At 73.1% G+C, this 20025-nt stretch carries 14 protein-coding genes; 6 read left to right on the plus strand and 8 right to left on the minus strand.

Features of this window, described 5'->3' with window-relative positions; all coding sequences use genetic code 11:
* Positions 1-796: 796 nt before the first annotated feature.
* Together ACFVTX_RS02225 and nudC are read right to left on the minus strand one after the other, a co-directional pair.
* A complete protein-coding gene (locus ACFVTX_RS02225) occupies positions 797-2596 on the minus strand; it encodes an ATP-dependent helicase (RefSeq protein ID WP_386897647.1) in 1800 nt (599 codons plus the stop codon).
* Positions 2581-3540, minus strand: coding sequence for an NAD(+) diphosphatase (gene nudC, locus ACFVTX_RS02230; RefSeq protein WP_386897649.1), 960 nt, complete (start codon positions 3538-3540; stop codon positions 2581-2583). Before nudC ends, ACFVTX_RS02225 begins: the two co-directional genes overlap by 16 nt.
* A gap of 87 nt (positions 3541-3627) precedes the next feature.
* Here nudC and ACFVTX_RS02235 point away from each other — a divergent pair, with 87 nt between their 5' ends.
* Entirely contained in the window at positions 3628-4893 is a 1266-nt protein-coding gene (locus ACFVTX_RS02235) for a phosphotransferase (protein WP_386897651.1), read from the plus strand.
* Here the strand turns inward: ACFVTX_RS02235 and ACFVTX_RS02240 are convergent.
* Positions 4815-8264 carry a UvrD-helicase domain-containing protein gene (locus ACFVTX_RS02240; RefSeq protein WP_386897653.1) on the minus strand — a complete coding sequence of 1150 codons (3450 nt, stop codon included), beginning with the start codon at positions 8262-8264 and terminating at the stop codon, positions 4815-4817. The two genes, ACFVTX_RS02235 and ACFVTX_RS02240, sit on opposite strands and share 79 nt — an antisense overlap.
* Entirely contained in the window at positions 8261-11437 is a 3177-nt protein-coding gene (locus tag ACFVTX_RS02245) for a PD-(D/E)XK nuclease family protein (protein ID WP_386897655.1), read from the minus strand. Before ACFVTX_RS02245 ends, ACFVTX_RS02240 begins: the two co-directional genes overlap by 4 nt.
* A gap of 94 nt (positions 11438-11531) precedes the next feature.
* Between ACFVTX_RS02245 and ACFVTX_RS02250 the strand changes: the two genes are divergently transcribed.
* Entirely contained in the window at positions 11532-11756 is a 225-nt protein-coding gene (locus ACFVTX_RS02250) for a DUF3107 domain-containing protein (protein ID WP_386897657.1), read from the plus strand.
* A 2-nt stretch (positions 11757-11758) separates the two neighbouring features.
* A complete protein-coding gene (locus tag ACFVTX_RS02255; RefSeq protein ID WP_386897659.1) occupies positions 11759-12064 on the plus strand; it encodes a hypothetical protein in 306 nt (101 codons plus the stop codon).
* 95 nt (positions 12065-12159) lie between these two features.
* Here the strand turns inward: ACFVTX_RS02255 and ACFVTX_RS02260 are convergent, their stop codons facing one another.
* On the minus strand, positions 12160-12885 hold the full coding sequence (locus tag ACFVTX_RS02260) for a ferritin-like fold-containing protein (protein ID WP_386897660.1): 726 nt from the start codon (positions 12883-12885) through the stop codon (positions 12160-12162).
* A gap of 145 nt (positions 12886-13030) precedes the next feature.
* Between ACFVTX_RS02260 and ACFVTX_RS02265 the strand changes: the two genes are divergently transcribed.
* Positions 13031-14575: a DEAD/DEAH box helicase gene (locus ACFVTX_RS02265; RefSeq protein WP_386897662.1), complete on the plus strand. Its 1545-nt coding sequence runs from the start codon at positions 13031-13033 to the stop codon at positions 14573-14575.
* A gap of 75 nt (positions 14576-14650) precedes the next feature.
* On the opposite strand, the gene ACFVTX_RS02270 is transcribed toward ACFVTX_RS02265, so the two are convergent.
* Together ACFVTX_RS02270 and ACFVTX_RS02275 are read right to left on the minus strand one after the other, a co-directional pair.
* Positions 14651-15658, minus strand: coding sequence for a hypothetical protein (locus ACFVTX_RS02270; protein ID WP_386897664.1), 1008 nt, complete (start codon positions 15656-15658; stop codon positions 14651-14653).
* 130 nt (positions 15659-15788) lie between these two features.
* On the minus strand, positions 15789-16667 hold the full coding sequence (locus ACFVTX_RS02275; protein WP_386897666.1) for a PHP domain-containing protein: 879 nt from the start codon (positions 16665-16667) through the stop codon (positions 15789-15791).
* A gap of 87 nt (positions 16668-16754) precedes the next feature.
* Here ACFVTX_RS02275 and ACFVTX_RS02280 point away from each other — a divergent pair, with 87 nt between their 5' ends.
* Both ACFVTX_RS02280 and ACFVTX_RS02285 read left to right on the plus strand, forming a co-directional pair.
* On the plus strand, positions 16755-17786 hold the full coding sequence (locus ACFVTX_RS02280) for an endonuclease/exonuclease/phosphatase family protein (protein ID WP_386897668.1): 1032 nt from the start codon (positions 16755-16757) through the stop codon (positions 17784-17786).
* Positions 17787-17999: 213 nt separating this feature from the next.
* Positions 18000-19574: an aminopeptidase P family protein gene (locus tag ACFVTX_RS02285; protein ID WP_386897670.1), complete on the plus strand. Its 1575-nt coding sequence runs from the start codon at positions 18000-18002 to the stop codon at positions 19572-19574.
* Between the two features lie 9 nt (positions 19575-19583).
* Here ACFVTX_RS02285 and ACFVTX_RS02290 read toward each other — a convergent pair whose 3' ends face one another.
* Positions 19584-19961 (minus strand): TIGR02611 family protein, encoded by a 378-nt coding sequence (locus ACFVTX_RS02290; protein ID WP_386897671.1) that lies wholly within the window; start codon positions 19959-19961, stop codon positions 19584-19586.
* Between the last annotated feature and the right edge of the window lie 64 nt (positions 19962-20025).

Raw genomic sequence — 20025 nt, forward strand, 5'->3', positions numbered from 1 at the left:
CATGCTCTCGGCATGTCACCGCGCATCGATCCGGCACTCCCCCTCGTGTGGCGTTCGCCGCACGAGCTCCAGCTTGGCGGCGAGGTGCCGCGCGTCGTGCTCGCCGACCCCGGCGCGCTCGAGACCGGGCTCCTCGCGGCGCTCCGGCACGGGGCGAGTCGCGCGACGCTGCACACGATCGGTGCGGGGTTCGACGGCACACCGGCCGAGGTCGACCGGCTGCTCGCGCGGCTCGCACCCGCGTTCGAGCACGACGACGAGAGTGCCGTCGAGACGGCAGGCACCGCAACAGGCGCCGATGCCGGCGCGCCCGACGAACCCGCCCCGCGGGTGCTGCTCGACGTCGACGCCGCCTTCGGCGTGCTGCTCGAGCGCCGCCTCACCGAGCTCGGGTACGAGGTCGTCGCCGGCGGCGCCGCCGATCCCGCCGCCGGTGCCGCGCCCGGCACGGCCCCGCCCGCGCTCGTCGTGATCGCCGCGCACTGGGTCGTCGCCCCCGGCCGTCACCTGCCCTGGCTGCGCGCCGACGTGCCGCACCTCGCGGTCGTCGACGACGAGGCCGGCTGGCGCATCGGCCCGCTCGTCGTCCCGGGCCACGGCTCGTGCCTGCGCTGCCTCGAGCTCGAACGGCGCGACCGCGACCCGGCGTGGCCCGTCATCGCCGCGCAACTCGCGGGGCGCCCCGCGCCGCCCGCACCCCGTGGCATCCGCACCCTCGTCGACGCAGCCGCGATCGCGGCGGGCGCCGTCGATGACCACCTGCGATCGGGTGCGACCGCCCTCGCCGGGCGCAGCGTCAGACTCGCTGCGGGCGATCCGCAGGCAACGGAGCACCCGGCGCACCCCGAGTGCGGGTGTCGAGCTCCTGCAGGAACCGCGACGGCTCCCGCTCGCCGCGCTGACCGTCGCCGAGCCGCGCCCAGCTCAGTTCGAGCCGTCGCCGTGCCCGCGTGAGGCCGACGTAGAGGAGGCGACGCTCCTCCTCGATCGCGTCGAACCCCTTCGCGTAGCTGATCGGCAGCATGCCCTCGCTCACGCCGACGACGAACACCTCGTCCCATTCGAGGCCCTTCGCCGAGTGCAGGGTCGCGAGGGTCACCACGGCGAGTGCGGGTTCGTGCTGCGCCTCGGCGCGCGCCCGGAGGTCGTCGGCGAACTGACGGAAGGTGGTGCCCTCGGGCGCGTCGTCGACGAGGCGGGCGATCGCGTTGAGGGACTCCCACCGGGTGCGCACGGCACCGGGGCCCTCGGGCGCCTGCACGCTCCAGCCGATCGAGCGCAGCACGTCGCTCACCGACTTGAACAGCGGTTCGCCCGTGATCGTGAGCGCGGCGGCGCGCAGCGCGTGCACCGCTTCGCGCACCTCGGGCTGGTCGAAGAAGCGAGCTGCGCCGCGCACCCGCGAGCCGACGCCGACCTCGTCGAGCGCGCGCTCGAGGATCGCGGACTGCGAGTTCACGCGCATGAGCACCGCGATCGACTCGGGCGGAACCCCCGCGTCGATCCGGTCGCGGATCCGGGTCGCCACCCCGCGCGCCTCGGCGAGGTCGGAGGCGTACTCGGTGACGATCGGCTCGGGCGCCCGCTCGTCGCGGTCGACGGCGGCGAGCCGCAGCGCCCCTTCGCGGCCGCGCATCAGCTGGTTCGCCGTGGCCACGATGCGGCCCGTCGAACGGTAGTTGCGCTCGAGGCGCACGACCGTCGACTCGGTGTACCGGCGCTCGAAGCCGAGCAGGTATCGCGAGCTCGCGCCCGCGAAGGAGTAGATGGTCTGGCTCGCGTCGCCGACGACGCAGAGCTCGCTTCGGTCGCCGAGCCAGAGCTCGAGCAGCTGCTGCTGGGCGGGCGAGACGTCTTGGTACTCGTCGACGATGAAGTGGCGGTAGCTCTCGCGCACCTGCATGGCGACGGATGGCTCGGACTCGATCATTCCGGCGGTGGCGAGCAGCACGTCCTCGAAGTCGAGCATGCGGCGCTCGTCCTTCACCTGCTCGTAGGACTCGACGAGTTCGAGGAACTGCTCGGCGGTGAGCCGCCCGGGAGCTCCGCGCATCGCGAGCCGCGACGCGTACGACTCGGGCCCGAGCACGCTGACCTTGCGCCACTCGATCTCGGCGGCGACGTCGCGCAGCGTCGCCACGTCGACCTTGAGCTTCACCCGTTCGGCGGCCTGCCCGAGGAGTCGCCCCTTGTAGTCGAGCACCCGCGGCGCGGGTCCGCCCGCGACGAGCGGCCAGAAGTGGTTGAGCTGCGCGAGCGCCGCCGCGTGGAAGGTGCGTGCGCGCACCGCCCCCGCGCCGAGCGCGCCGAGGCGTGCGCGCAGTTCGGCGGCGGCGCGCGAGGTGAAGGTGAGCGCCATCACCCGCGCAGGGTCGTACGCCCCCGAGGCGACCCCGTAGGCGATGCGGTGCGTGATCGCCCGGGTCTTGCCGGTGCCGGCGCCCGCGAGCACGCACACCGGACCGTGCAGGGCTTCGGCGACGACGCGCTGCTCGGCGTCGAGTGCGTCGAGGAGCGGATCGCCGGTTCGGGGGCCGTCGTCGAGGGCACCGTCGGCCGGCACGCCTCCGCTCGCCGTCGTCACGAGCTCGACCATTCGGCCATCCGCCCTGCGGCGTCGACCGGCCCGCCGTACCAGCGTTCGATGATCCATCGGGCGATCGAGGTCTCGCCGGGCAGGGTCACTCCGCCCCAAGATTCAGCGAGCTCGTCGCGCGTGAACCAGCGCAGTTCGAGGATCTCCTCGCCGTCGGGCCGCGCGAGCTCGGGATCGACGCCGGGGGCGAGCCGTGCCGAGAACCCCAGCATGAGGCTCGCCGGGAACGGCCACGGCTGCGAACCGAGGTACTCGACCCGGTCGACCGCGAGGCCCGCCTCCTCGGCGATCTCTCGCACGACGGCGTCTTCGAGCGACTCGCCAGGCTCGACGAAGCCCGCGAGCAGCGAGAAGCGGCGCTGCTCCCACAGCGCGTTCGAGCCGAGCAGGAGGCGGTCGTCGTCATCGGTGACGAGCACGATCACAGCCGGGTCGGTGCGCGGGAACAGCATCGCGCCGTCGCGGTCGCACCGGCGCGTCCAGCCGGCCTGCACCGGCGTCGTGGTGGAGCCGCAGCGGGGGCAGAACGCGTGCGTCGCGTGCCAGTTGGCGAGCGCGAGCGCCTCGACGAAGAGACCGGTGTCGAGCTCGCCGAGCTGCGTCGCGGCCGCGCGCAGCGTCGCCCACCGCGCCGCCTCGGGTTCGACGGCCGCCGCCGTCTCGTCGTCGACCGCCCTGAACTCGTAGGCGAGCGCGCGGTCGCCGCCGCGGCCGAGGTAGGCGCGCAGCATCCCGCCGGGCGCAGCCGAGGGCTCGAACAGTTCGAGCGCAGGTGCCGAACCGTCGACCTGCTCGGCGAGGAGCGCACGGTCGCCGTGCACGAGCAGGACCCGCGAGGCCGGGTCGGCGTCGAACACGTCGAAGAGCGCCGGATCGGCGCGCCGCTCGGCGTCGCGATCGATCACGGCCCGCGCGAACGGCGGAGTCGGGCCTTCGTCGGTCACTTCGCCCCTCTCGCTGCTGGCTGCGGAGTCGGCGGGAAGGTGTGGCGGTCGCCCGCTGCCGCGACAAGCCTGCTTAAGCTGAATGCCATGGCCAGACCCCCTCTCACTCTAGCCGCGTTGGCCACGGCGGCGGTGCCCGGACTCGAGGTCCGCGCCGCCCGGGCGCACACGCGGCGCAGCCACGGGGCCTTCGACGCCGTCGAGTTCCGCACCACCGACGACCGCCACCTCATCATCCGGGTTCCCCGCTCGCAGGCCGCCGAGTCCGAGCAGTCCGCAGACCTCGTCGCGCTGCGCGCCCTCACGCCGGGCGTGCGCAGTCGGCTGCCCTTCGCGGTGCCGTCGTTCGTCGGCCAGGCGCCCATCGACGGCACCCGCGCCGTCGTCACCGACTTCGTCCCGGGCGTCGTCTCGACCGCCGACGAGCTCACCGCGCACGACCGGCTCGCCGAGTCGGTGGGCCTCGCGATCGCCGCGATCCACTCGCTGCCCGCCGGTTTCGTCGGCGACGCCGGCCTCCCCCGGCAGGATGCCACGGAGACCCGTGAGTCGGTCGTCACCCTCATCGGCCGTGCCGCCGACACCGGGCACCTGCCTGCGGCGCTGCTGCGCCGCTGGGAGGAGGCGACCGACGACGACACGCTCTGGCGGTTCCGCCCGACGGTCGTGCACGGCACGCTGACGGCCGACTCGATCCTGGGCGACGGTGAGACGGTGACCGGCGTGCTCGGCTGGTCCGGTCTCGCCGAGGGCGACCCCGCCCGCGACCTGCACTGGCTGCTCACCTCGCGGGGCGCCGCCGCCGAACGAGCGCTCGGCGCCTACATCGCGGCCCGCGAGGGCGGCGCCGACGCGCACCTGCCGCAGCGGGCGCTGCTCTACGGCGAGCTCGAGCTCGCCCGGTGGCTGCTGCACGGGGTCGACGAGCGCGACGACACGATCATCGCCGACGCCGTCGGCCTCCTCGACGGGCTCGTCGAGAGCGTCCACGACCACTCGAGCGAACCGCTCTCGCCCGAGACCGGGCCGATCCTCGCGGTCGGCGACGTCGAACGCCTGCTCGACGAGACGCCGCGGGGCCGCGTCCCGGTCGAGCGCAGCGGCACGATGCTCACCGACAGCTACGACTTCTCGGAGCTCGACCGGCTCGCGCCCGGCGCCGCCGGCTCGCCGGGTTCGGCCGGTGCTCCGCCCATGGATGCCACGGCGCCGATCCCGCTCGACCTCAGCGACTGGGGCGACGCGGCGCCCCAGTCGGGTGACGACGACTCGCGTCAGACGCGCGACGCGGGTTCGCCCGACTCGGGCGACGCGACCGACGACCAGGCCCGCCGCAACGCCGCCTCGTCGTAGATCTCGTCGGGTCTGATCACCCGGTCGTCCTCGACGAAGTAGAAGACGGCGTCGACGACCGCCGGGTCGACCCCCGCCCAGCTCGCGTAGGCGAGCCGGTAGAGGGCGAGCTGCGTCTGCTTGAGCTCGAGGTCGCGCGCGTCGCGCGGGGCCTTGCCTGTCTTCCAGTCGACGACCTGCACCCGGATGCCACGGGCGCCGAGCTCGGACCCGGGGTCGACGTCGTAGACCGCGTCGAGCTTGCAGACGAAGACGTTGCCGCCGATCGGAAGGTGCAGTTCGAGTTCGACCGCCTTCGGCCGGCGGTCGCCCCACTCGGAGGCGGCGAAGGTGGCCTGCAGCTCACGGAGGCGCTCGGAGTCGGCGCCGGGGCCGGTGCCGTCACCGGGCCCTCCGGCATCGAGCTCGATCAGTTCGTCGCCGTCGAACTCGCTTCGGCCGAACTCGTCGAGCGCGTCGAGCTCGTCGAACCCGTCGAACCCGTCGAACCCGTCGAACAGCGGCGGGGTCGCGGTGCCCGCGGCACCCGAGCCGCTCACGCGATCGCGGATCTCGTCGAGGGTGTCGCGCCCCGGATCGACGGCCGGAGCCCCGCCGCCTGCCGCGGCGCCGAGCGAGCGCTGCTCGACCCACTCGTGGAACAGCGTGCCGATGCGCGTCGCCCGGAACGGCCGTTGCGGCATCGGACGCCGGAGTGCGGCGGCGACCGCGAGCGGGTCGTCGACGTAGTCCTTGAAGCGCGAGGCGGGAACGCGCACCGGGATCTCGGGCGCTTCGGCGGGTTCGTGCCTGCGGCGGCGCTCTTCGAGGAGCAGACGGAGCTCGTCGGCGAGACGCGGCCCGATGCCGGCCCCGCTCGGCCGCTCACCGGCCTCTCGCACCGCCTCGGCGGCGGCCTCGACGGCCGCCCGCCGGTGCCCGAGCGGGTCGAGCGGCCAGCTCACGCGTTCGGCGGTACCGGTGCGGGGGTTCTCGTCGTCGGCGGGAGCGCCAGGCAACGCGTCGACGGGCACGATGCCCGCGACCACCAGTTCACGGAGGAACGGGCTCGGCTGCCGCGGCGCCTTCTGCGTCGACCACCACGAGCCGCTGAGCAGCAGCTCGGTGCGCGCCCGGGTCAGCGCTACGTAGGCGAGGCGGCGCTCCTCCTCGGCGTGCCGCTCGCGGTTCTCCTCCGCGAACGCCGACACGGCGGTGTCGAACTCGGACTGGCTCTGCACACCGCGCCACTGCAGTTCGGGCAGTTCGTCGGCGTCACCCTTGAACTCGTACGGCAGCTCGCCGAAGGCGAGCCATCCCTTCGTCGACCGCGGCTTGGAGGGCACCTCGGCGTCGACCATGCGCGGAATCGCCACCACGTCCCATTCGAGGCCCTTCGAGCCGTGGATCGACAGGACCTGCACGGCCCCCGGTTCGGGTTCGTCTTGACGCGGTGAGAGCCGGTCGCGCTGCTCGGCCTCGGTGAGCCAGCCGAGGAACGCGCCGAGCGTCGGCTGCTCGCTCATCTCGACGAAGCCGATGAGCAGTTCGTCGAACGCTTCGAGGCTGGGGGCGCCGAGCGTTTGGGCGGCGTTCGCGGCGACCTCGAGGTCGAGCATGAGCTCCTGCTGCACGAGGCTCACGAAGTCGATGAGCCCCAGGCCGGCCCGCCGCCGGAGCGCCTGCAACTGGGCGCCCGCGCGGCGCATGCGTGCAAGGCCCGTCTCGCTGAACCGGCTGAGCGCGGAATGCTCGTCGGGAGCGGTGAGGAGGAAGTCGAGGGCGTCGACGATCGAGGGCGACTCGTCGACCGCGATCGAGGTGCGGAGCCCGCGCCGCACCTCGTCGGCGAGCCGACGGCTCGCGAGGTCGCGATCGGCGAGCCACTTCGCGAGCGAACGCAGCGCGTCGAGGTCGGCCGGGCCGATGCGCCAGCGCGCCCCGCCCAGCACCCGCACGAGCTCGGAGCCCGCGGAGGGGTCGTGGACGACCCGGAGCACGCAGACGAGGTCGGCGATGACCGGCTGGTCGAGGAGCCCGGCCATGCCGAGCACGTGCACCGGCACGCCGCGTGCCCGGAGCGCTTCGGTGAAGACGTCGACGTTCGCGAAGGTGCGGCAGAGCAGCGCCCCGCTCGCCCCCTCGGCGCCGCGACCGAGCCGCTTCGCGAACCAGTCGGCCACCGCCACCGCTTCGCCGTCGATCGTCTCGCTCCAGCTCACGTCGAGTCGGCCCGGCCCGGCGAACGGCGAGGCGCCGAGCGGCGCCTTCGGGATCCCGGCGTCGAGCGGGGCGATGAGCGTGTTCGCGGCGTCGAGCACGATGCGCGGATTGCGCCAGCTCGTGGACAGGTCGTAGACCGCAGCCTCACCGGCCGCGGCGAAGTCGCGCCCGAAACGCGCGAGATTCGCGGAGCTCGCCCCGCGCCAGCCGTAGATCGACTGGTCGGGGTCGCCGACCGCCATCACCGCGTGCCCGCCGAAGAGGGCCGAGAGCAGTCGGGTCTGGACGACGCTCGTGTCTTGATACTCGTCGAGCAGCACCGTGCGGTAGCGCTCACGATGGGCGGCGACGACTTCTGGGTGGCGCTCGCAGATGGCGAGTGCCAGCGCGACCTGGTCGGAGAACTCGACGAATCCGCGCTGCTGCTTGACGGTCGCGTACGCATCGGCGAGCTCGAGGAGCGGCGGCAGCGCCCCGACCACGCCGAGCGCGTCGACGAAGGAGGCGAAATCGGTGCGCTTGCGCGGCGCCTCGATCGGCAGCCCTTCCATCTGCAGGAAGTCGCGCACCATGGCGCGCACGTCGCGGCTGTCGGCGACGTTCTCGGCGAGTGCGCGGCTCAGGCCGAGCACCGCCCCCGTGACCTTCTCGAGCGAGGCGTCGAGCTCGACGAGCCGCGGATCGGCCGAGGCCGCGACGACCTGGCGGGCGAGTTGCCACGCGGCCGCCTCGCCGAGCACCGAGGCGTCGGGTTCGCGGCCGATGAGCATCGCATGCTCGCGGTAGATCGAGCTCGCGAAGGCGTTGTACGTGCCGACCGCCGCCGACTCGATCGGGTCGAGCGCCACGGCGGCGATGCCCTCGTCGACGAGTTGCCCCACCCGCTCGCGCACGCGCTCGGCGAGCTCGCCGGCGGCCTTTCGGGTGAAGGTGAGCCCGAGCACCTCGGGCACCTCGACGTGCCCGTTCGCGAGCAGCCACACCACGCGGTTCGCCATGGTCTCGGTCTTGCCGCTGCCGGCGCCCGCGACCACGATGCTCTGCCCGTGCGGGTCGGCCTCGATCACTGCCCGCTGCTCGGGGGTCGGGGCGTGCAGGCCGAGACGGGTGGCGATCTCGAGGGCGCTCAGACCGACCGCTCCAGCGCCAGTGCTCTGCGCGGCGCTCATGCCGACACCGCCGGAACGAGGTGCACGCGGTACTGCCAGGCGCCGAAGCGCGACCCGAACCCGAGTTCGGCCGGCCCGTCGAACACTCCCCCGGCCATCGTCTGCGCGACCTGCTCGAGCCGCTCCCTGAAGGCCGCCTCGGCGTCGTCGTCGAACGGTTGCTGCGCCCGCTCGGTGTAGCCGTTGCCCGAAGTCGGCTTCGCGAGGTAGACGAGCTTCGCGCCGCCGAGCGTGCCGCGGTTCGGCACGGCGCCGGCCCGCGCGGCGAGCTGGTAGGCGGCCAGCTGCGGATGCGCGGCGGTCTGCGCCGCCGTCGGCGGGGTTCGCCCCGTCTTGAGGTCGACGATCACCGTGGTGCCGTCGGGCGAGGCCTCGACGCGGTCGATCGTGCCCGTGATGCGCACGCGGCCGAGCTCGAGGGTGAATCGCCCCTCGGCCTCGAGCAGCACCTTGCCGTCGTCGGCGAAGCCGGCGAGGTAGTCGGAGGCGCCCTCGGCCATGCGACGGGCGCCGCGGCGTTCGCGCTCGGCGACCCAGCCCGCCTCGAAGCGCACCTCCCGGAGTCGCTCCTCGACGCCCGCCCACAGCGTCTCGATGCTCGTGTCGCCGTCTTCCCGCGCTCCCGCCTCCTCCACGACGGCGTGGACGATCGTGCCGATCGAGGCGGCGATGCCCGAGGGCGGGGATGCCACGTGGTCGATGAACCAGCCGAGCGGCGACTCTTCGACGCGGTCGATCTGCGAGGGCGAGACGGCGACGACGGCCTCGGGGTCGCCTGCGAGGTCGACCAGCGGCGCGGTGGTCGACGGTGCGGCGAGGCCGTACCAGTCGTCGGGCTGCGCGCCGGGAACCCCGGCCTCTGCGAGGAGAGCGAGCGCGGCCGGTGCCTCGCCCATGGGTGAGGCGACCGTCTCGCGGCGGAGCGCGCCGACGAGCCCCCGCAGGTGCAACGGGCGCCCCCTCGGCGTGCGCAGCCGATCGGGCGCGTAGCCCATGAGCATCGAGGGCTGCTCGTCGTCGTTCGCGGTGCAGCTGAGCACGAGCTGCCGTTCGGCGCGCGAGGCGGCGAGCGCGAAGAGCCGCAGCTCGTCGCTGCGCACCGAGACGCGCGCCTCGGAGACGGACTCGACCTGCGGCAACGGGGTTCCGGCGCGCACGGCGGATGCGGTGCGCGCGAGGAGGCCCGCGTGCAGCAGGGTGCCGCGGGGCCGCAGGTTCGGCCAGACCCCGTCTTGCAGGCCCGCCACGACGACGATCTCGAACGATCGGCCGATGAGCGCGGGCGGGGTCGTCACGAGGACCGTCTCGGCGCTGCGCTGCGGTGCAAGCGAGTCTTCGGGCAGTTCGCTCGCGAGCACCTCGTCGACGAAGCGCACGGCCGGCGCGTCGGGTTCGCGTTCGACGAAGCGCTGCGCGGCCGCGAACAGCGCCACCGCGGCGTCGAGCGAGCGGTTGGCCTCGTCGGCGAGCACGCCGGTGCCGGCCGCCTGCGCGCCCCATTCGGCGGCGAGGCCGCTGCCCTCCCAGAGCGACCAGAGGATCTCCTCGACGGTGCGACCGCGTACCGCCTCGCCGCGGGCCGTGGTGATGAGCTTCGCGAGCCGCGCCGCACGCCGTGCGGGCGCCGCGTCGATCGAGTCGAAGCCGCCGGGGGCGCCGAGCGCCTCGACGAGCAGTTCGTCGCCCGTGCGGTCGCCGCCGTTGGCCAGCTCCTCGTGCCGCAGCGCGAGGCGCAGCCGCCGCAGGCCGACCCCGTCGAGCCGGCCGATCGGGCCGGTCAGCAGTGCCACCGCCAGTTCGGCGGTGAGCGGTTCGCGTTCGAGCACGAGGGAGGCGACGGTGAGCAGGGCTGCTGCGGCGGGGGCGTCGCGCAGGGCGGTCCGCGCCGCGCTGCCGGCGGTGGGCACCTCGGCGAGCGCGAGCCCTCGCTCGAAGGCGGGCACATCACCGCCCGAGCGCAGCACGACGGCCATCTGCGACCAGGGCACCCCGTCGAGGAGATGCCGCTCGCGGAGCACAGCGGCGACGGCGCGGCACTCGGCCGCGTGCGACGGCGCCTCGATCCCGACGACCGGCGCGAGGGCGGGACGGACCGTGTGAAGCCCCGAGACACCCTCGACCGGGACGGGGACGCGGGCGCCGGCCCCCGCAGGCATCGCCGAGGCATCCGCCGCCGCCTCGACCGTCGCGACGCGATGCGCGCCGCCGAGCGCCGCACCGATGTGCGCGGTCGCCGACTGCACGACCGCGCGCAGCTCGGCCGTGCCGCGATGCACCACCGGCAGGGCGTGGCGTTCGACCGCGGCGCCGTCGAGCACGTTCGAGAGTGCGCCGAGCAGCTCGGGCCGCCCGCCGCGGAACCCGTTGCTCGCGACGTCGGGGTCGCCGATCGCGATGACCTGCACGCCCCGCGCCGCGAACGCGCCGAGCAGCGCCGCGGTCGCCTCGGTCGCCTCCTGCGCGTCGTCGACGACCACGAGCCTGAGTCGCGCGAGCAGCCCGAGCGCGGCGGCCGCCTCGGGGTCGTCGACGCTCTGCCGCACGACCGCCGCCGCGAACGCCGCGAGCTCGGCCGAGTCGAACTGGTTCGGCCGCAGCTGGGCCTTCACCTCGTCGTACTCGGCGAGGAAGTCGGCGGCCGCCACCCACTCGGGGCGCTCGCAGCGCCGCCCGAGCTCGGCGAGCGCCTCGGCGTCGACGCCGTGCTCGACCGCCCGCATCATCAGGTCGCGCAGCTCGGTGCGGAAGCCGCGCAGCACCCGCACCTCGGCGGTCAGCGGGTCGGGCCACTCGGGCCCGAAGCCGTCGCGGATGCCGCCGTCGAGGAGCTCGCCCACGATGTGGTCGTGCTCGGCGCCCGTCAGCAGGGTCACCGAGGCGCCCGTGTACGCGCGCACGAGCTGGAAGGCGATGGAGTTCGCGGTGCGGGCGAGCGGACCGCGCGTGGTGAGGCCGAGCCGCACCGCGAGGGCGTCGCGGAGGGCCGTGGCCGCGGTGCGCGTCGCCGAGACGACGAGCACCTCGTCGCTCGAGTGCCCGAGCCGTTCGATGCGGTCGGCGACGAGCTCGACCGCGAGGCTCGTCTTGCCGCTGCCGGGTGCGCCGAAGACCGCCGCGTGACCGCCCCCGGAGAGCGCGCGGAGGAGGTCTGGAACGGTTCGGGTGCCCTGCATGTCGGCAACGTTAACCCGTTCCGCCGACAGTGAACGCGAACGGCTCGGCCCGCCCCGATGTGTAGGGTTTGAGACACCAGCAGAAAGGCGCACCGTGGACGTTCGCATCGGCATTCAGAACTCCCCCCGTGAACTCGGGTTCGAGACCTCGCAGTCGGCCGCAGAGGTCGAGCAGGCGGTCGCGGCGGCCCTTGCCGGGCAGTCCGCCCTGCTGAAGCTCGCCGACGACAAGGGCACCGTCTACGTCGTGCCCGCGTCGGCGCTCGCCTACGTCGAGATCGGCTCGGAGGAGTCGCGTCGCGTCGGTTTCGTCGCCTGACGATGGAGCTCCTCTTCGTCACCCTCGGCGGAGCCATCCTCGGCATCGCCGCGCACTTCGCGCTCCCGCTTCGGCAGATGCGCGGCGTCGCGCTCGTGCCGTCGATCGGCGCGGCCGTCGCCGCGATCGTCTGGGTGGGCCTCACCTGGCTCGGCTGGGCGTGGGACGGCGGCTGGATCTGGGTCGTCTCGCTGGCCGCCTCGGCACTCGCCTCGGCGGCTGCGGCGTACCTCATCGGCCCCGGTCGTCAGAAGGCGGATGCCGCGCTCTTCGAGCGCCTCTCCCGTCCGGGCGCCTCGCGCGCCTGAACCGCGTTCTCAGCCCGGGCTCGCAGCATCACCGCGAGTCCGGGCTTTCGCGCGCCGGGGCGACGAGCCCGTGGCATCCGAACTGAAGACCTCGGCTACGCCGTGAGCCCGAGCGCGTCCATGCGGCGCGTGTGCTCGGCGATCAGCTCGGTGAACACCGGCTCGACCCGGTCGTCGGCGGTGCGACCCTCGGAGTCGGAGGCGCGCAGCGCCGAGCGCGCGATGAGCAGCGTGTCGCCGACGATGCTGCGCCCCCACAGGGCGAGCCGGTCGGCGAGCCCGGGCTCGGCCTCGATCGCCGCGCGCAGCTCGGCGTCGAGCACCCCGCCGATGCCGCCCGCCTCGTGCGAGAGGATGCCGCGGACACGTGCGCCGAGCACGGCCGGCAGGCCGTCGGCGAGCCGCGCGAAGTAGTCGTCGAGCATGCCCGAGGTCACGTGCACGCCGAGCAGGAGCTCGTGCCAGTCGGCACCGGCCGTCGATTCGCCGAGCCGGTCGGTCGCGGGCGCGAACGGCACCATGACCGCTTCGGGCTCGACGCCGAGGTGGCGGAGTTCGGCGATGAGTTCGTGGTGGCGGCGCAGGGCGATGCCGGCCGCGGCGCTGAGACCCTCCTTCGAGCCCATCGCCGGCGCACCGATGACGGCCTTCGCGAGGCTCTCGAAGAACTCGAGCTGGATGTAGGCGGCCTGACCGAGGAACGGCACCGGTTCGGGCACGAGCTCGGTGAAGTCGACCTTCGTGACCTCCGTCGGGGCGACCCTCGGGCGCAGCCGCGGAAGCTCGGGACGCGTACCGCGTCTGCTGGACCAGAACACCACGCAGACAGCCTATCCGAGGCGCGCGGGCACACTCCGATAGGGTGTAAGGGCATGCGGACGCTGGATCCGCGGCCGTGCGCCCGGGGTTGAAGTCGAGGCGCACCTCACGACCTTCATTCTCGAAGCACGACCGACAGGCAGATTTGTGACCACATTCACCGACCTCGGCATCGCGTCCGACATCGTCGACGCACTCGCTGAGAAGGGCATCATCGATGCCTTCCCCATCCAGGAGCAGACCATTCCGCTGGCCCTCTCCGGCCAGGACATCATCGGCCAGGCGAAGACCGGCACCGGCAAGACCTTCGGCTTCGGCCTGCCGCTGATCCAGCGCCTCGGCGACGACCCCGAGCACGGCGTCAAGGCGCTCGTCGTGGTGCCGACCCGCGAACTCGCGGTGCAGGTGACCGAAGACCTCGAGCTCGCGACGAAGAACCGGCCGACGAAGGTCGTCTCGATCTACGGCGGCAAGGCGTACGAGGGCCAGATCGAGCAGCTCAAGGCCGGCGCGCAGATCGTCGTCGGCACCCCCGGCCGTCTCCTCGACCTCGCGAACCAGCGTCTGCTGAGCCTCGGCGAGGTGCAGGAGATCGTGCTCGACGAGGCCGACAAGATGCTCGACCTCGGCTTCCTCGCCGACATCGAGAAGATCTTCTCGAAGGTGCCCGCCGTGCGCCACACCATGCTGTTCTCGGCGACCATGCCCGGCCCGATCGTCGCCCTCGCGCGCCGATTCATGTCGAAGCCCATCCACATCCGCGCGAACGACCCCGACGAGGGCCTCACGCAGGCGAACATCAAGCACCTCGTCTACCGCGCGCACTCGCTCGACAAGGACGAGGTGATCGCCCGCATCCTGCAGGCCGAGGGTCGCGGCAAGACCGTCATCTTCACGCGCACGAAGCGCGCGGCGGCGAAGCTCGTCGAAGAGCTCAACGACCGCGGCTTCAACGCGGCCGCGGTGCACGGCGACCTCAACCAGGACCAGCGCGAGCGCGCGATGGCGGCGTTCAAGGCCGGCAAGAAGGACGTGCTCATCGCGACGGATGTCGCGGCGCGCGGCATCGACGTCGACGACGTGACGCACGTCATCAACCACACCATCCCCGACGACGACAAGACCTACCTGCACCGCGCGGGCCGCACGGGCCGTGCGGGCAAGACCGGCATCGCGGTGACGTTCGTCGACTGGGACGACCTGCACAAGTGGGCGCTCATCAACCGTGCCCTCGAGTTCGGCCAGCCCGAGCCGACCGAGACCTACTCGTCGAGCCCGCACCTGTTCACGGACCTCGACATCCCCGCCGGCACGAAGGGCCGCCTGAAGCCCGCCGCCCCCGCCGCGAGCGCGACGCGTTCGAGCACCGCGGGCCGCAGCGAGCGCGGCGAGCGTCGTGAAGGCGGCGAACGTCGCGAGGGCGACGGCGAGCGCGCCCCGCGCACCCGCAACCGTCGCCGCACCCGCAACGGGCAGTCGGCGAACGGCGAGGCCGGCGCGACGGCCGACACCGCCTCGGCGAGCACCGACGGCGCGGACGCGGCGCCCGTGAAGGAGCCGGGCACCGGCACCCACGACGGCAAGGGCCACGAGCACCACGACGGCAAGCCGGCTCCGCGCCGTCGTCGTCGCCGCGGCGGTTCGGGCCGCAGCGGTGCCGCGGGCACGGCCCCGGCCGCCCCGCAGGCGTAGCCCGCCGCGCCCAGCCCCCGCCGCACTCCGACGACTGAACCCCGTTTCCGCGACTGAGGCTCGAACCTTTCGACCTCACTTGCGCAAGCGGGGTTCAGTCGTTTCCGCACGCCGTGGAATGCCGAGCGACTCGAGGCGGCGCAGAACCGGTGTGCGCGCGCGGAAGTCGGACCAGTCCCAACGATCGAAGGCGCTCAAGCGGCGCCGCAGCGCATTCTCGCGGTCCTTCTCGCGGATCACCGTGGCCGCAGAGGCTTCTGCGGTGGCGCCGAGATACTTGCCGCGTCCGTCAGCTTCGGCACCTGCGTTCACCGAGGGCCAGTAGAAATCGAGATGCGCCGAGCACCCCAGCTCGCGCAACTCGAAACGATGCTGCAGCACCGGCGCCTCGAATCCATTCATGACGATGAGCATCCGGCTCCCCGTCTCGAGCGGGCTTCCGCTGAGTTCGGTTGCGTGCTCGAGCACCGCCGCGACCTTTCTCGATCCGCGATACGGCAGAAGCCGCTCGTGCAGCGAGAGCAACCGGTCACGCGAGGTGAGTGCGGGCGGATCGCTCGGATGCTGCGGAACGCGGAGCGCAGCATCCACGGCAGCGAGCGAATCCAGGAACGGGGCGACCCTGCACAACTGCACGAGCGTCAGCTCGACCGAGGTGAGCGTCACCCCCTCGACCTCGATGAGCTCCGTCTCGGCGAGGCGGGCGATCTCACGGACCCCTCGCCGCTTCGACCCCGTGCGCCGTGGCGAGAGCAGGTCGACCTCGTCGGGCCATTGTGACGACAGGATCGGCAGGCCGAGCAGAGCCGCCGCCGAGTGGGCGGTGAAGATCGGCTTCGCAAGCGAGTGCGCCGCGGCGCGCGCGAGTTCGGCATGTTGCTCGTTCGGGTACCGTGCGGCGGTGCCGGCACGGCGGTAGACGCCGACGCGAACCCGCTCGAGCCGACCTGCCGCGAGCTCGGCTCTCAGCTCGCTCTCGCACCCCATCGCAACCGCATCACGGGTGAGCACGAAGCCATGCGGGTCGGCGCGGAGTGAGAATGGAGATTCCATTCTCCGAGCCTGCCCGCCATCGCATTGCACCGGTCCGTCACGACGTGCAGCGCAGCAACTCCTGCGTCGCGCACGCTGTGGAGGACGAGTCCTCTCCAGTCTGAACCCCGATTCCGCGTCGGAAGTCGAGACGTTCGGGGTTCAATCGCCGATTCGGCGTTCAGTCGCGAACAGGTAACACCGGCGCCGCGCCGCGCCCTTCGGCGATGAGGCGGGCGACGACGTCGGGCGCCGTGCGGCACTCGCCCAAGCGGTTCGGCTTGCCGTCGCCGTGGTAGTCGCTCGACCCGGTGACGGCGAGCCCGAACCGCTCGGCCAGTTCGCGCAGGCGCGGCTTCGCGCTCGCCTGGTTCTCGGGGTGGTCGATCTCGAGGCCGAAGAGTCCGGCGTCGACGAGCTGCTTCAGGCGTGCGGGCGGCACGATGCGTTCGGCGCCGCGGGTGCCGGGGTGGGCGAGCACGGGCACTCCGCCGGCCTCGCGGATGAGGCGGACGCCGGTGAGGGGGTCGGGTGCGTAGTGGGGTTCGGCGTAGCCGGCGCTCGGGTGCAGGATGCCGGAGAAGGCCGCCGAACGATCGGAGACGAGCCCGCGGGCGACGAGCGCGTCGGCGATGTGGGGTCGCCCGATGGTGGCGCCTTCGGCGGTCTGGGCGAGCACGTCGGCCCAGGACAGGTCGTAGTCGCGTGAGATGCGGCGCACGATCTGCTCGGCGCGGGTGAGGCGCGATTCGCGGATGCGCGCCGTCTCGGCGAGGAGGGCCTCGTCGAGCGGGTCGATGAGGTAGCCGAGCAGGTGCACGCTCGAGAATCCCTCGCGGGTCGAGAGCTCCATGCCGGGGATGAGCGCGACGCCCGTCTCGGGCACAGTGGCGGCGGCCTCGGCCCAGCCCGCGGTCGAGTCGTGGTCGGTGAGGGCCACGCCCCAGAGCCCGGCGCGTGCGGCCTGTCGCAGGAGCTCGGCCGGCGCCTCGGTGCCGTCGGACACCGTCGAGTGGGTGTGCAGGTCGGCTTCGCCGGGAGCGACGGGGGCATGAGGCATCCCCCAATCGTATCGACGCGCCGCGCACCCGGCCGCTTCGCAGGACTCTCCCGGGGTTCCCGATGCGCCTGCCCCTAGGGTTATGGGATGCTCCCCCGCATCCTCGGCTGGATCGTCGTCGCCGCCACCGCCGCCGTCGCCCTCGTGCTCGTCTGGCCGCAGGCGTTCGGCCTGCAGAACCAGTGGATCGCGACGCACGTCGTCGCCCTCCGCGGGGTGGCCGCGGTCTGCGGAGCGATCGTCGCGGTGGTGTTCGCACTCCTCGCGATCCCTCGTCGCACGCGGCGCTTCGCGGTCGCGATGGCCGTCGTGTTCGCCCTCTTCGCGGGCGGCAACGTCGCGGTGCTCGCGGTGCGCGGCGCTGGCAGCGTGGATGCCGTGGGCGCGACGCCGCCCGATTCGGTGACCGTACTGGCGTGGAACACGCTCGGCGAGGTGCCGGAGGCCTCGACGATCGCGGGGCTCGCGCTCGAGGAGGGGGCCGATGTCGTCGTGCTCCCCGAGACGACCGACCCGCTCGGCGAGGAGGTCGCGATCGCGATGCGCGAGGGCGGTTCGCCGATGTGGGTGCACACGCTCGCGTACGACGACATCGCGAAGGCGCGGTCCACGACGCTGCTCATCAGCCCCGAGCTCGGCGACTACGAGGTCGTCTCGGCCGAGGCGCCGGGCCCGCCCGGCAACACGAACACCCTGCCGAGCGTCGTCGCCGACCCGGTCTCCGGCGACGGGCCGCGCATCGTCGCGGTGCACGCGGTCGCGCCCATCCGCTGGGAGCTGCGCAACTGGCGCAGCGACCTCGACTGGCTGGCCGAGCAGTGCACGGGCGAGAACGTCATCATGGCTGGCGACTTCAACGCGACGGTCGATCACTTCGCGGGTCGCGGCGTCGACGGCGGCGATCTGGGGCGGTGCGCGGATGCCGCGGTGCAGGCGCGGTCCGCCGCGCTGGGCACCTGGCCGGCCGATGTACCCGAGTTGCTCGGCAGCCCCATCGACCATGTGCTCGCGACGCCCGACTGGGAGGTCGAGCGGTTCGAGGTCGTCGGTTCGCTCGACGATGCGGGCAGCGATCACCGACCGGTCGTGTCGACGCTCGTTCGCGGCTCCGCCGGTTGAGGCCCTCCGCCGGTTGAGGAGCGCCGACGCGTCGCCCGGTTTCGAGACGCGTGCTCCTTCGTCGCTCGCTCCTCAACCAGCGGACCCCACTTCCGCTCCGCTGGTTGAGGAGCGCCGACGCGCAGCGGCGACGCGTCTCGAAACCCGGTGACCCAGCCTTGTCGCTCGCTCCTCGACCAGCGGACCTCCAACCGCCGGTGCGAGAATGGATGCATGGCGAACACCAGCGACACCTCCACCACCGAGACCGCGGCTCCGGCCACCACGAACGGCGACGAAGCCGGCCGCAACGCGAACCGGTCGACGACGCCGGGCTCGGAGGGTTTCAAGGACTTCATCTCCACCGGTTGGGCCGAGCGCGAGGAGGCGCTGCCCGAGGCGCGCCCGCACGCGGCGAACGCCGCAGCCCGCCGCGCGAAGGTCTCGGCCGAGTTCCCTGGGCAGCGCCTCGTGATCCCCGCGGGCGACATGAAGCAGCGTGCGAACGACACCGACTACCCGTACCGGGCGCACTCGGCGTTCGCGCACCTCACCGCTTGGGGTTCGGACTCCGAGCCGGGCGCGATCCTCGTCCTCGAGCCGACGGGCGACGCCGGCCACGAGGCGACGATCTACTTCCGCGAGCGAGCGGGCCGCGACTCCGAGGAGTTCTACGCGAACGCCGCGATCGGCGAGTTCTGGATCGGCCCCCGGCCCTCGCTCGCGCACGTCGCGGCCGACCTCGCGGTCGCCACCCGTGACATCCGCGAGTTCGACGGAGTGATCGACGCCGTCGACACGGCGACCCTCGTCATCCGCGAGGCCGACGCCGCGATCACCGAGCGCGTCGACCACGCCCGCATCCGTTTCGCCGCCGAGCGCGTGCTCAGTGAGAACGCGCAGGACGCGGCGTTCTCGTTCGAGGTGGGCGGCGACCACGCGCCCGACGGCGAGCTCGCACGCGTCGCGAGCGAGCTCCGCCTCGTGAAGGACGCGGCCGAGATCGCCGAGATGCGCGCCGCGATCGACGCGACCGAACGCGGTTTCGGCGAGGTGCTCGCCGAACTCCCCCGCATCACGGCCGAGGTGCGCGGCGAACGCGTCATCGAGGGCGTCTTCGCCACCCGCGCCCGCCTCGACGGCAACGACGTCGGCTACGGCTCGATCGCGGCGGCCGGCCCGCACGCGACGATCCTGCACTGGACCCGCAACGACGGCCCCGTCGTCCCCGGCGACCTCGTGCTCCTCGACGCCGGTGTCGAGATGGACTCGTACTACACGGCCGACATCACCCGCACCTTCCCGGTGAACGGCACCTTCTCGCCGGTGCAGCGCCAGGTGTACGAGGCCGTGCTCGAGGCGGCCGACGCGGCGTTCGCGATCGTGAAGCCGGGCATCGTGTTCCGCGAGGTGCACGCCGCGGCGATGGCGGTCATCGCCCGGAAGACGGCCGAGTGGGGCTTCCTGCCGGTGTCGGCCGAAGAGTCGCTCCAGCCCGACAACCAGTTCCACCGCCGCTACATGGTGCACGGCACGAGCCACCACCTCGGCCTCGACGTGCACGACTGCGCGCAGGCGCGTCGCGAGCTCTACATGGACGGCGTGATCGAGGCGGGCATGATCTTCACGATCGAGCCGGGCCTGTACTTCCAGCCCGACGACCTCACGGTGCCCGAGGAGTTCCGCGGCATCGGCGTCCGCATCGAGGACGACATCCTCGTCACCGCCGACGGCGCCGAGAACCTCTCGGTGCGCATCCCGCGCACGGTCGACGCCGTCGAGGCGTGGGTGCGGGGCGCGCAGCGCTGAGGCTCGGCCTCACCCGGTCGGGTTCGCCGCGCGCGCTGCGCGGCGGGCCCGCCACCACGCCCAGAATCGGGCGAGCAGCCGCTTGATGAACGCCGCGAGGCGCTTGGCCCAGGCGAACTCGGTGCCGAGGATGGCGAGTCCGAGGAAGACGACGAGCCAGCCCGGCCCCGGCAGCGGGACGAGCAGCAGGCCGCCGACGGCGATCGCCCCGCCGAGCACGGCGACGAGCACCCGGTAGACGCGGCGCAGCACGGGCTGCTGTTCGAGGCGCGCCCGGATGCCCCGGAGCAGGCGCTGGATCGGACGATCGGCCCGCTCGCCCTCGGCGATCTCGCGGGCGATCTCGACCTCGAGGCCCTGCCGTTCGTTCGCGTCTCCGGTCGTCATGGCGACACGATATATCGCGAGTCTGGGAACCTACCCGGGGCCTCCCGCGTCGACCTCGATGATG

Source organism: Agromyces sp. NPDC058136 (assembly GCF_042884375.1).
In the GTDB taxonomy this organism is placed as follows: domain Bacteria; phylum Actinomycetota; class Actinomycetes; order Actinomycetales; family Microbacteriaceae; genus Agromyces.

Excerpts from the sequence above, each read along its gene's own strand:
- ACFVTX_RS02225 (WP_386897647.1), bottom strand. The coding sequence starts at position 2,596 with ATGGTCGAGCTCGTGACGACGGCGAGCGGAGGCGTGCCGGCCGACGGT.
- ACFVTX_RS02235 (WP_386897651.1), top strand. The coding sequence starts at position 3,628 with ATGGCCAGACCCCCTCTCACTCTAGCCGCGTTGGCCACGGCGGCGGTG.
- ACFVTX_RS02240 (WP_386897653.1), bottom strand. The coding sequence starts at position 8,264 with ATGAGCGCCGCGCAGAGCACTGGCGCTGGAGCGGTCGGTCTGAGCGCC.
- ACFVTX_RS02245 (WP_386897655.1), bottom strand. The coding sequence starts at position 11,437 with ATGCAGGGCACCCGAACCGTTCCAGACCTCCTCCGCGCGCTCTCCGGG.
- ACFVTX_RS02255 (WP_386897659.1), top strand. The coding sequence starts at position 11,759 with ATGGAGCTCCTCTTCGTCACCCTCGGCGGAGCCATCCTCGGCATCGCC.
- ACFVTX_RS02275 (WP_386897666.1), bottom strand. The coding sequence starts at position 16,667 with ATGCCTCATGCCCCCGTCGCTCCCGGCGAAGCCGACCTGCACACCCAC.
- ACFVTX_RS02280 (WP_386897668.1), top strand. The coding sequence starts at position 16,755 with ATGCTCCCCCGCATCCTCGGCTGGATCGTCGTCGCCGCCACCGCCGCC.
- ACFVTX_RS02285 (WP_386897670.1), top strand. The coding sequence starts at position 18,000 with ATGGCGAACACCAGCGACACCTCCACCACCGAGACCGCGGCTCCGGCC.
- ACFVTX_RS02290 (WP_386897671.1), bottom strand. The coding sequence starts at position 19,961 with ATGACGACCGGAGACGCGAACGAACGGCAGGGCCTCGAGGTCGAGATC.